This window comes from Gracilibacillus pellucidus (assembly GCF_033949965.1).
Taxonomy (GTDB): domain Bacteria; phylum Bacillota; class Bacilli; order Bacillales; family Amphibacillaceae; genus Gracilibacillus; species Gracilibacillus pellucidus.
In genome coordinates this window covers 71,600-84,095 of sequence record NZ_JAWZSR010000005.1, presented here as the reverse complement: position 1 = coordinate 84,095, position 12,496 = coordinate 71,600, and the positions used below count along the sequence as shown (strand labels likewise).

Sequence of the window (12,496 nt, the reverse complement as noted above, 5' to 3'; positions counted from 1 at the left end):
TTTAAGATCCTTGTGTATCGTAGTCTTTAATCATTTCTTTTAAGTCTGATCCTTCTTGTCTTACAGTTGCATCAAAATACATCACTGCATAACCAACAGTGAAAACAATGGAAGAGATTAATGTGATGATATTGGATAATAGTTGGTAAAGCACACTATTACCTAAGAAAACTAAAGGAATTTCCAAAATAGTGCTAATGATTCCAGAAATAATACTAAGGACTATTATCAGTCCAAAAAACTTCCATGTTTGTTTTTTTGTTAGGTGCCAGCTTTTTCCTAAGCCAGGTGCGACTTTTTCGAATAATACAGCAGGTAAGTATAAGCTCCATCTTGTTACTAATAATCCGATACAAATAAAAATAGCTACGATAGAAAACATTCCTAGGAAGAATCCAATAACCGGATTTATATCCATGCCGAAGATAACGATGAAAGCGATAAATAGGACAATGAAAATGGGAATGAAAAGAAAGAATGTGATTATTCCTATTAGTATAGAACTACCAAGTAATGGCCAAAAACGTTTGAATGTTTTTTTTATCATGTCTGTTGCTTCAATTTTTTTATCTTCTCTAGCATATTTTACCGCCCAAGTAATAGCACCGGCTAGAACAGGGATAACAATCCAAACTAACATATTTAATAGCAGATCTGTCATATCCTGAAAGGTTGTTGTAGCAGTAATAGACTCAGTATTGGATAGAATTTGCTCAAAGAAATCATTACGTTCTTCGCCACCTATAACTAAATTTCGTCCAGTTAAACTTAATATTAATGCTTGTAGCGCAAAGATTGGAATCATAATAAAGAATGTGATAGCGAATAGTGGCTTGAAATTTGATTTTATAATACGAAAAGTTTGATCAAGAATTTCGCCAAATCCTAACGGTTTCATTTTTTCGTTCATATAAAGGTTCCTCCTTATTAATGATTGCATATTGCCTATTTTAACATGATTTTCTATATAATAGGAAGGAAGTAGAAGGTTTTTGAAAAAATAGTAGCACAAACCTACTATTTGGTCTGTGCTACTATTTAGAAGAGATTAGCAAAATACGTTGTTATTTTGCTGTGTTATTTGTTTGTGCTTTTGTCTTTAAGAAGAATGTCATAATCAGACCGATAGCAGATAAGGCAGTAGCTACCCAGAATGCGGTATTATACCCACTAATCGATGCTTGATTAAGTATGTCTACTTCTGAAAGACCAGCAATCGCCTCTTGATCTGGTTGGTAATGTGCCGCTGTTGTTGTCATAACGGAAATAAGGATAGCTGTTCCGATTGATGCAGATACTTGTTGCATCGTATTTGCCATTGCTGTACCGTGTGGATGCCATTCAATTGGCAACTGATTTAAACCTGCTGTCATTACCGGCATCATGACTAAAGAAAGTCCGAACATACGAATAGCAAAAATAACAGATAAATAAACAAAAGATGTATCTAGATCTAAGTTTGTGAAGAGGAAAGTAGTCACTGTTACAATAGTCATACCAGTTACCGCTAACCACTTCGCACCAAGTCTATCGAAAAGCATACCTGTTATAGGTGACATAATTCCCATCACGATAGCTCCTGGTAACAACATTAAACCAGATTCTAAAGGACTAAATCCTCTTGTGTTTTGCATATACAATGGAAGCATTGTTTCTGCACCAATTAATGCCATAAGGACAATCATCGTAAGTACTAACGATAATGAATAAATCGGATATTTAAACACACGAAATTCTAACATGGCGTTTTTTAATTTTAATTGACGAATAATAAATGCAGCTAAAATAATTGCTGCGATAACAATGATCGCGATAGATGCTCCGTTGATATTAGTGGAAGCTTCGCCACCATGTCCTCCGCTAATACTCGAGAATCCGTATAAAAGGCCACCAAAACCAAAGGATGATAATAGGATAGAGAGTATATCGATTTTAGGATATGTTTGTTCCGTAACATTTTTCACAAAAATGCAAGCTGTAATAATCGCAATAATGACGATTGGTAATACAACATAAAATAATCCTCGCCAAGAAGTGAACTCAAGTAACCATCCGGAAAGGGTTGGTCCAATTGCTGGAGCGAAAGAGATAACAATCCCTGACATCCCCATTGCAGCCCCGCGTTTTTCGACAGGGAATATTCGTAACATAACGGTCATCATTAATGGGAGCATAACTCCAGAACCAGCAGCTTGGACAACCCTAGCTACTAACAGTAATTCAAAAGCATGAGAAATGGATGCAATGAAAGTACCGAGACCGAAGATACTCAATGCTGTGATGAATAATTGTCTTGTTGTAAAACGTTGAATTAAAAAGGCCGAAATAGGTATCATGATACCATTTGTAAGTAGAAAGGCAGTTGTTAACCATTGTACTTTATTTTCAGCAATGCCGAAATCAGCCATAATACTCGGTAAAGCTGTTGCTAGAAGTGTTTCATTTAGTAAACCGACAAAGGCACCAACAAGCATAACCGCAACTATCGGTATCCTTCTTATCTCGGTTGAATCTATTGTTTGATTCATTTATTTTCCCCCCTGTTGAATGAGACGTTCTAATTTAAAGACGTCTGTTTGTATTGTTTTTTCTTTTTTTAAATAATGTAAATACACCTCAGCATGGATTGAATTGGACGCTTTTTGTGCTATCTCTTGATCAAGTAGCTCAAATACTTGTAAAAGCTGATCTTTTCCTTTCACAATATCTTGTTCAATAGCAGTTTTTATGTTTTGCAACACAGCTTCTATTGTATCGCTCGTCTCGTCTTGTAGAAAAGGATCCATTTTGTCTAAATTGTCCACGATGCTATCAAGATGATGACATATCCACAAGCTAAGCTTTTCTATATCAAATGCTGCTTGATGAACGAATTTATAGAGTAAATATTCTTTAAGCATACCTTCTAGTATAATCACTATGTCGGTAAGATAAGGTTGTATTTTTTCTCCATAATATAGATAGAGAATTTCCCGATGTTGCTTGACTAAAGTAATGTGAAGCTCATCCATTTTCTTTGTAATTTGTGGGTCTTTATTAGGATGAAACTCATTAAACACCACATGGATAAAGGTTTCGTGCTCTAACCATTCTTCGAGCTCGTACTGTATATAAGTAGCTAGGTGATGATTTGATTTTTCCATGCACTGTGAATGATGGGTCATTTTAGCATGGTGCTGGTCAATCATTTCTAACATTAACTCACGTTTAGAAGAAAAGTGATTGTAAAAGCCACCTTTAGAAATGCCTGCTAATTGTGCGATTTGTTGAACGGAAGTCTCGTTATATCCATTGTCGGAAAATAGCTGTAAAGCCGTATTCATAATCTGTGCTTTCGTATCCATTAACTCACCTTCTGACTATGTGGTCATGATAATGACTTTTTGGTCACGAGAGCAATTTTATTAAATACTAGAGGCGGTGTCAATGTATCTGTTTGAACATTTACGTAAGCTTTACAGAAATAAAAGAGTTCGGGGCTAGTGCAATTTGTCAACGCCTTTCCGTTCCTTATGCTGCTACTACTACAAGTCGTTGACAAATACGCAAATACTGCGTTTAAACGATAAACGGACTAACACCCAAAATGGATTGAATCTTCTTTTGCTTCATTGCTGCCACTTAAGCAAAAGGGAATTAGCTTCTGCTCCGTTCAAAAAGGCACAAGGGACAAAAACTATCTATCCCTTGTGCCTTTTTATTTTGTCCAATAAATGATATCTTGAAAATAAATCTAATTAAAGAAAATATTTCAATCAAACAAATAAAGGTGGATTTATATGAAAAAAAGAATAATTTTCTTAACGTTTTGTACAATAATGCTGTTAAGTGGATGTCAATCCACAGATCAGAAATCAGTTTTATCCCAACAAAGCAGTGATATTCAAGAATTAAAATTAGCCGAATTTATTGGGTTAGCTTCTTACAATGGACACTACGAAAAAGAATACACAAAGAAAGAAGACGTTAATATTTTCAAGAAAGGATTTCAGCAAGCCGAAACTAAAAATTATGATTTAAACAAGTATGATTATAATCTTAGAATCACTTTATCCGATGAAACTAATAGAGAATTGCACTTAACTAAAACTGATAATAATGAAATTGTATTAAAATATATTGGCGACAACCCCGATACACTTGTTATTGACTCTAAACACGCTAAAAATATAATTGAGTTAATATATAAAGAGGCTGGGACATAATTAAATAGGAAAAATGAAAATCCGAACAATTCTATGCTAAGCGTAGGCAAAATACGTAGACTCCCGCGGCAAAGAAAACACTACGAGAGCACTCTTTGCTCGAGTAGATGTTGCACTTGTGCCCAGCGGGTGAAAGCGAAGTGTTTTGCCGAAGCGATATATTATCATACTTAGATGTTCGGATTTTTCCTATCTAATTACTATTTTGTCCCAGCCTCTTTACTATTGTTGTATAAACCTTTTTGAACAGTTATTTCTTAGAATCTACTTCTGTAAAACGTTCTGCTATTTTTGTAATTGTTTCCGTAGCCTTCACCATATTATCAACAGAGATGTATTCGAACTTGCCATGGAAGTTTTCTCCACCTGTGAAAACATTAGGTGTTGGTAGTCCCATGTAAGAAAGTTGTGAACCATCTGTTCCACCACGAATTGGTTGAATAATAGGATCCACTTCCATATCCTTCATTGCTTCGGCGGCAATATCTACAATATATTTTACCGGTTCAATTTTCTCCGCCATATTGTAATATTGATCTTTCATATCTAGACGAACATTTTCTTTTCCGTATTGTGCTTGCGCTTTTTCTACGATTTGTGTAAGTAATTGTTTTTTCTCCTCAAATTGATTACGGTTATGATCGCGAATAATATAATATAGTTTCGCTTCTTCCACATCTCCATTAAACGAAAGTAAATGGAAGAACCCGTCATATTCTTCTGTATGTTCAGGTGCTTGCTCTTTCGGTAATGCTTGATGAATATCCATGGCAATTTTCGTTGCATGAATCATTTTACCTTTTGCCGTACCTGGGTGAACATTATTTCCTTGTACGGTAATTTTCGCTGCTGCAGCATTAAAGCTTTCGTATTGTAGTTCTCCTAATGGCCCACCATCAATTGTATAGGCGAACTGTGCACCAAAACGATCTACATCAAATTTATGTGGTCCACGTCCGATTTCTTCATCAGGTGTAAAGGCAACGCGGATAGTACCATGTGGAATATCAGGGTTGTTAATTAAATATTCTAATGCCGTCATGATTTCTGCAATGCCAGCTTTATTATCTGCACCTAGTAATGTAGTACCGTCTGTTGTCATTAATGTGTGACCGATATAATTATGTAAGGATGGGTATTCATTTGGTGATAGAACAATGTTTTTCTCTTCATTTAACACAATATCTTTCCCATCATATTGTTCTACAACTTGTGGTTTCACATTTGCACCTGTAAAGTCTGTTGCGGTATCCATATGGGCAAGAAAACCGATAACAGGTACGTCTTTATCGACGTTGCTAGGTAATGTAGCCATCACATATGCATGGTCATCAACAGCGACATCTTGCATACCGATTTCTTTTAGTTCATCAATGAGTAAGTGGGCAAGATCCCATTGACCTTCTGTTGATGGACAGCTTTGACTATCCTCGCTGGATTGCGTATCTACTTTTGCATATTTACTTAAACGATCAATAAGCTTTTGTTTCATTAAAATCCCTCCATAGTACATTAGTTATGTATAGTATCTATCTTAATCATATCATAATAAGTGTACAAGCATAGTAAGAGGAGATTTAACAAGAATTTATGTATACTGAGACTAAAGAGGAAAAGGGGGCTAGCAGATGACAGATAATATTCATAAACGAAAAAGTGAACATATTGAATTAAGTTTAACAGAAGAAGCTTTAGGTCAAGGTGTTACCAATGGTTTTGATTTGTTTCAATTTCGTCATAATGCTTTACCGGAGATCGACTTTGATGAAATAGATAGTAGTTCATCGTTCTTTGGGCGAGCGGTAAAGTCGCCATTCGTGATTAGTTCGATGACAGGTGGTGCAGAAATGGCAGAAATGATTAATCGCAATTTAGCTATAGCAGCAGAAGAACAAGGTTGGATTTTTGCATTAGGATCGACGAGAGTAATGCTAGAAAGCAATGAGTTCCGTAGTTCATTCCAAGTGAGAAAATATGCACCGAATACGCCGATTGTAGCAAATATTGGAGCAGTACAACTAAATTATGGTGTAACAATTAAGCAAATCAAACAAATTATTGAATGGACAGATGCTGATGCATTAGTATTTCACCTTAATACGATTCAAGAAGTGATTCAAAGTGGGGGAGATACTAATTTCCGTAACTTATTAACGAAAATGGAAAAGGTGATCGATGCTTTATCGATTCCAGTAGGAGTGAAAGAAGTCGGGTTTGGGATCGATGGTCAAACTGCTAGAAGATTAACAGACATTGGCGCTTCGTTTATTGATGTCGCAGGGGCAGGAGGTACATCATGGAGTCAAGTGGAGAAGCTTCGTTCAAAAGAACCGTTAAAAAAACAAGCAGCAGAAGCTTTTTCCAGTTGGGGTAATCCTACCGCAAAATGTTTACAAGAGATGAAGGATATGATCCCTCAACAAACGATTGTAGCAAGTGGAGGAATTCGGACAGGTCTTGATGCAGCGAAGGCAATTGCTCTATCTGCTGATTATGTTGGGTTTGCAAGGTCTATTTTGAAAGAAGCTATACAATCTGAAGAGAAAGCAATTGAATGGATGCAAGTAAAGGAACTGGAATTAAAAATGGTTATGTTCGGCATAGGTGTAAGTAGTATAGAAGAATTACAATTAACGAATCGGTTATATCAAGCGAAAGATACCTACCTGTAAGCAGAACTTTGTGCAGGTGGGTATCTTTGTTGATAAGAATCTATGTAAACGAAAGATAATTAAAAATAAGTTATACCGAATAAGGATGACTTATGCTATAATTATTTTTAAAATATTAGAAAATTAAAAATAATTAGAAAACAAAAGGGGGAGAATCATGAAAAAGCATTCGCTTTTATTTCTTTTGATTGCAATGTTTATGGCTATTGTATTAATGGCATGTGGAACAAGTGATGATTCAGCCGGAGAGGCGGATAATGAAGATGCAGAAGAAACTGCTGATTCTAATGAAGGAGAAGCACCTGATGATACTGTATATCAAATCGGTGCAACCCAAATTGTCGAACATCCTTCACTAGATGCAGCATATGATGGTTTTCAAGCTGCGGTAGAAGAAGCAGGCCTGAAAGTAGATTTTGATTTTCAATCCGCACAAAATGATCAAAATAATGCAGCAACAATCGCAAATAATTTTGTGGCAGAGGGTGTAGATTTGATTTTTGCTAATTCAACGCCGAGTGCGCAAAGTGCGTTGCAAGCAACGAGCGATATTCCGATTCTTTTTACATCTGTAACGGATGCAGTGGAATCAGGGCTTGTAAATGCTTTAGATGAACCAGGTGACAATATTACAGGTGTATTAGATTTGCACCCTGATTCTATTGCGAGAACAGTAGAATTTATTGACCAATATTTCGAAGGAGCAACTGTCGGTTTGATTTATAATGCAGGAGAGGCAAATTCAGTTGCACAAATTGAAGTAGTCAATGAAGCGGTAGAGGGAACAAGCTTATCAACCACTGAGGCAACAGTTGGTAATTCTTCTGAAGTACAACAAGCGGCAACTTCATTGGTTGGAGATGCAGATGTGTTCTTTATTGTGACAGACAATACTGTCGTATCAGCGTTAGAAGCGGTAGCTAGTGTAGCGGAGGAGCAAGGTATTCCACTACTTGTAGGAGAGCCTGATTCAGTTGAAAGAGGCGGCTTTGCGACATTCGGTATTGACTATTACACAATTGGTTATCGAACAGGTGAAATGGCAGTGGAAATATTAACAGCTGAAAAAACACCGGCAGACATCCCTGTAGAAGTTCCGCCAAGTATGCAGTTATTTATCAATAAAGAGGCAGCAGAAGCACAAGGTGTAGAATGGAACGATGATTGGGATAATGATGCAGAATTTCTAGAACCAGCAGAAGACGAAGAGTAATAGATGAAAACCTCGACATGAAGGAAGCATCATAGGTGTCGAGGTTTTCTATCATAAGATTGATAGGAAGAAAGGGCGAGTAATATGTTTATCTCCATATTTAGTGCAGTAGAAGCTGGTATGATCTATGCACTAATGGCATTAGGTGTGTATCTTTCATTTCGTATTTTAGATTTCCCCGATTTAACGGTTGATGGAAGCTTTGTCACAGGTGGTGCTGTAGCAGCGATTTCTATAGTGAATGGTGTTCCTCCGGTACTAGCAACATTTTACGCGATAATTGCAGGGTTTATCGCAGGGGTTGTAACAGGAATTTTGAATACGAAAGGAAAGATTAATCCATTATTATCCGGTATTTTAATGATGATTGCCTTGTATTCTATTAATCTACGCATTATGGGCAAGCCAAATGTTGCCTTATTAAACGAAACAACGATGTTTACTCAGATAGAAGGATTTTGGAGCACACTAGGTATCGATCAATTCTTAAATAGTATTGTGATGAAAATAGGTATCAATCAACTTCCTGGTACTTGGGCTGTTTTAATTGTGATGATTATTATTACGTTTATTATTAAACTTATTATGGATTATTTCTTAAAAACAGAAGTAGGCCTAGCATTACGAGCGACAGGCGATAATGAAAAAATGATTCGCAGTTTCTCAGCTAATACTGACATTTTGACAATTGTTGGTTTAGGTATTTCTAATGCATTAGTTGCTTTATCCGGTGCATTAATTGCTCAGTCTGGTGGTTTTACTGATGTAAGTATGGGAATTGGGATGATTGTGATTGGACTTGCATCCGTTATTATCGGTGAAGCATTATTTGGTACGAAAACCATTGCTCGTACAACGTTAGCAGTGATAGGTGGTGCCATTGTCTATCGAATTGTTTTAACGTTAGCACTTAAGGCGAAGTTTCTGGAAACCGGTGATACGAAGCTAATTACCGCTGTCATTGTCATTCTGGCTTTAGTCACACCAAAAATCATTACTAATCAAAAAGAAGCACGAAGAAAAAGAAAGAAGCGAGCAATGCTCTCTAATAGAGAGGAGGCTAATAATGCTTAGTATGCAAGGTATATCCGTAACTTTTAATGAAGGGACCTTAGATGAGAAGAAGGCATTACAAAATGTTCAGCTAGAAATGAAAAAAGGTGATTTCGTTACAGTGATTGGTAGTAATGGTGCGGGTAAATCAACCTTGATGAATATGATTTCTGGTTCATTAAAACCTGATATTGGAACGGTAGAAATTAATGACAAAAATGTCACTATGTTACCTGAATATAAACGATCTCAATATATTGGAAGAGTTTTTCAGGACCCGATGGCAGGAACAGCCCCGACGATGACAATTGAAGAAAACTTAGCAATGGCTTATGCAAGAAATAAAAAACGCACCTTGAAAATCGGAGTAGGAAAAAAACGAAGAAACCTATTTAAAGAACATTTAGCCACGCTTCATTTAGGTTTGGAGCATCGTTTAAATGCAAAAGTTGGTTTGTTATCAGGTGGGGAAAGGCAAGCACTATCGTTATTGATGGCAACTTTTACAGAACCGAATATTTTATTGTTAGATGAACATACTGCAGCCTTAGACCCATCCAGAGCGGAATTGATTACGAACCTGACTGGTGAAGTAGTGGATAAGTTCGGCTTAACAACATTAATGGTTACACATAATATGCAACAAGCATTAGATTTAGGTAATCGTCTGATTATGATGGATAAGGGGCAAATTATATTAGAAGTGTCTGGGGAGGAAAAAGAAAAACTGACAATTGAGAAGTTATTACACGAGTTCCAACGAATTCGTGGTACACAAATGGAAAATGATCGAGCGATATTAGGATAATAACATAGTGTGAGAATAGCTATCTTTTTTTACAAGCGAGGGGGAGCAATAATGAAATACGGTTTTTCAGAAAGAGTAAAATATTTAAAATCATCGGCAGTGCGAGACATTTTGAAGATAATTAATGAAGGGAATATTATTTCTTTTGCTGGCGGGCTACCAGAAGAGAAATTATTTCCTGTGGAAGCAGTAGACAAGGCATTTCATAAAGCAATTACTACAAACAAGAAAGCATTACAGTATGGTGAAACAGAAGGTGTTCCAGAATTAAAGCAATTACTGGCAGAGCGTATGAAACAAAAAGGTTTGCATCGGTCACCAGATGATATTTTAATTACCTCAGGTAGTCAGCAGGCAATCGATTTATTTTCAAGGGTTATGTTTAATAAGGGGGATGTTATTTTAACGGAAAACCCTACTTATTTAGCGGCATTACAAGTATTTGAATCATATGAAACAAATGTTATTGCAGTTGATTCCGATGAAGATGGTATGGTAATAGCAGACTTAGAAGCAAAAATTGAAAAATATAAACCAAAATGCATTTACGTAGTACCAACTTATTCTAATCCAACTGGTAAGGTGTGGTCCTTAGAAAGACGAAAAAGATTATTAGAGCTAGCAAAAAAATATCATGTCGTTATTTTTGAAGATGATCCATATGGTGAATTACAATTTGATGATAACGAACAACCACCGGCGATTGCATCTTTAGATACGAATGGTTTGGTATTGTACACGAGTACCTTTTCCAAAACGGTAGTACCAGCTGTTCGAATTGGCTGGATTGTCGGTCCCCACCAAATTATTCGGATTATGGCTCAAGCAAAACAAGCAACGGATTTGCACACTAATTCGATCGGACAGTATGCATTGGTGCACTTGTTGAGAGATTTTGATATTGAGGGGCACATTCAAACGATTAGACGCACATATTATGAGCGAATGCTTGTAATGAAGCGATTATTAGAAAGCGCAGATATTGATGGATTGGAATATATTGTACCTAAAGGTGGCATGTTCTTCTGGGTGAAGCTACCAGAACACGTAAATACAACGGAATTATTAAAGGAAGCAGTAGATGAAGGAGTGGCCTTCGTTCCAGGAGCGCCATTTTACGTATCTAACCCAGAACAAAATACATTGAGATTAAACTTTACCAATGCAGAACCGAGCTTGATTGAAGAGGGAATGAAACGATTTTTGAAAGTACTAGAAGCAACCACGGTTCAAGCGTAGATATGAACAAAAACGGGAGAGAAAAGGATAGAAAATGTAGATAAACCGATATATGAACAAAAACGAGAGAGAAAAGGATAAAAAATGTAGATAAATCGATATATGAACAAAAACGAGAGGGAAAGGATAGAAAGTGTAGATAACCAGATATATGAACAAAAACCTGAGAAAAAAAGATAAAAAGTGTAGATAAACTGGTGTATAAGGAGTATATCTCTGAATGAGAACAGGAGAATAAAAGCATGGTACTCGCTAAGGAAAAATCGAGTACCATGTTTTGTCATTTCATCTACAATCCAAACAATTTCTTCCACCAAGATTTCGCTTCTGGCTTTTCAGCAACTTTCTCTTCTTCCACCAATAAAATGTCTTGTTTATCAACAGCTGTCTTTGCTACGAAGATTAAACCATATTCGCTATCTGTCTCACGATTAGATACATATGTGTGTGTGATATGATGCTTGTCAGCAATCTCTCGATATGGCTTGAAAAAGCGCAAGCTCATGTTGCCATTCATTAGTAGGGAAGCATCTGAATATTGACGCATCAGACTTTCGAGTTCAGTCAGTCCTTTTTCACCACGGACTTGTGCTTTTGATAAAGCTAATAAAACTCTCTCACGATAAGTCCCTAGATATTTTCTTTTTTCATCTGGTTTTAATTCCTTTGCTCCATAAATGCCTTCTTGTAAATAATCTTCTACATCTTTTTTTACCATGTTCAACACCTCATCCTTAGTATATACAAAAAAGCAAAAGCTCCCCAATAAAAAGGGAGCTTTTTAGATAAGAATTGGTTAGGGATGTTGAAAAAAGAATAGATGTTTCAAAGCATATTAGTCTTCATCTACAGGATATACGCCATTTTCGTCATGTACTTCCTTACCAGAAAGGGGGGGATTAAAAACACAAACCATACGCATATCTGTTTTCGCACGAAGTAAATGTTCATCATTTTTATCTAATGCATATAATTCATCTTTCTTAATTGGCCATACTTTATTATCACTTAATGTAACGACTTCACCTTCACCTTCAATACAGTAAACAGATTCAAGATGATTTTGATACCAAATATGTGTTTCAGTACCTGCTTTAATAATTGTATCGTTGACAGAGTACCCCATGCCGTCTTGTTTCATAATTAAGCGACGGCTAACCCAGTTACCTCCATCTACATCATATTCTGTTCCTAGTACATCTTCTAGTTTAACTACTTTCATGAATAAATTGCCTCCTGTATAGTTATCTGATGATTTTGCCGACATGTAACTTTTGGAGCGGTTTCGCTAATAATTAGCGAAAGT

Annotated in this window: 12 protein-coding genes; 6 read left to right on the top strand and 6 right to left on the bottom strand. The window is 36.4% G+C overall.

The annotated features are described in order from the left end of the window. Position 1 precedes the first annotated feature (1 nt). From SH601_RS10365 to SH601_RS10355, 3 genes are all read right to left on the bottom strand, one after another. Positions 2-910, bottom strand: coding sequence for a hypothetical protein (locus SH601_RS10365; protein ID WP_319958226.1), 909 nt, complete (start codon positions 908-910; stop codon positions 2-4). A gap of 154 nt (positions 911-1,064) precedes the next feature. Next, positions 1,065-2,528, bottom strand: a complete 1,464-nt coding sequence (locus SH601_RS10360) for an MDR family MFS transporter (RefSeq protein WP_319958225.1) — start codon at positions 2,526-2,528, stop codon at positions 1,065-1,067. Beyond that, a complete protein-coding gene (locus SH601_RS10355) occupies positions 2,529-3,344 on the bottom strand; it encodes a TetR/AcrR family transcriptional regulator (protein WP_319958224.1) in 816 nt (271 codons plus the stop codon). Positions 3,345-3,779: 435 nt separating this feature from the next. On the opposite strand from SH601_RS10355, the gene SH601_RS10350 reads away from it, so the two are divergent. Then, entirely contained in the window at positions 3,780-4,205 is a 426-nt protein-coding gene (locus tag SH601_RS10350) for a hypothetical protein (RefSeq protein WP_319958223.1), read from the top strand. A 250-nt stretch (positions 4,206-4,455) separates the two neighbouring features. Here SH601_RS10350 and pepT read toward each other — a convergent pair whose 3' ends face one another. Continuing rightward, positions 4,456-5,697 (bottom strand): peptidase T, encoded by a 1,242-nt coding sequence (gene pepT, locus SH601_RS10345; RefSeq protein WP_319958222.1) that lies wholly within the window; start codon positions 5,695-5,697, stop codon positions 4,456-4,458. Positions 5,698-5,833: 136 nt separating this feature from the next. Here pepT and fni point away from each other — a divergent pair, with 136 nt between their 5' ends. The 5 genes from fni (at position 5,834) to SH601_RS10320 (ending at position 11,190) form a co-directional block, all read left to right on the top strand. Continuing rightward, positions 5,834-6,877 carry a type 2 isopentenyl-diphosphate Delta-isomerase gene (gene fni / locus SH601_RS10340; protein ID WP_319958221.1) on the top strand — a complete coding sequence of 348 codons (1,044 nt, stop codon included), beginning with the start codon at positions 5,834-5,836 and terminating at the stop codon, positions 6,875-6,877. A gap of 157 nt (positions 6,878-7,034) precedes the next feature. Next, positions 7,035-8,090, top strand: coding sequence for an ABC transporter substrate-binding protein (locus SH601_RS10335; protein ID WP_319958220.1), 1,056 nt, complete (start codon positions 7,035-7,037; stop codon positions 8,088-8,090). A gap of 84 nt (positions 8,091-8,174) precedes the next feature. Further along, a complete protein-coding gene (locus tag SH601_RS10330) occupies positions 8,175-9,164 on the top strand; it encodes an ABC transporter permease (RefSeq protein WP_319958219.1) in 990 nt (329 codons plus the stop codon). Then, the gene (locus SH601_RS10325) at positions 9,157-9,951 is read left to right on the top strand and encodes an ABC transporter ATP-binding protein (RefSeq protein WP_319958218.1); all 795 of its coding nucleotides are present in this window, start codon (positions 9,157-9,159) and stop codon (positions 9,949-9,951) included. Before SH601_RS10330 ends, SH601_RS10325 begins: the two co-directional genes overlap by 8 nt. Positions 9,952-10,002: 51 nt before the next feature. Continuing rightward, entirely contained in the window at positions 10,003-11,190 is a 1,188-nt protein-coding gene (locus tag SH601_RS10320) for an aminotransferase-like domain-containing protein (protein WP_319958217.1), read from the top strand. A gap of 289 nt (positions 11,191-11,479) precedes the next feature. Here the strand turns inward: SH601_RS10320 and SH601_RS10315 are convergent, their stop codons facing one another. Further along, entirely contained in the window at positions 11,480-11,908 is a 429-nt protein-coding gene (locus SH601_RS10315; protein WP_319958216.1) for a YueI family protein, read from the bottom strand. A gap of 117 nt (positions 11,909-12,025) precedes the next feature. Continuing rightward, entirely contained in the window at positions 12,026-12,412 is a 387-nt protein-coding gene (locus tag SH601_RS10310) for an ectoine synthase (protein WP_319958215.1), read from the bottom strand. Positions 12,413-12,496: the final 84 nt, after the last annotated feature.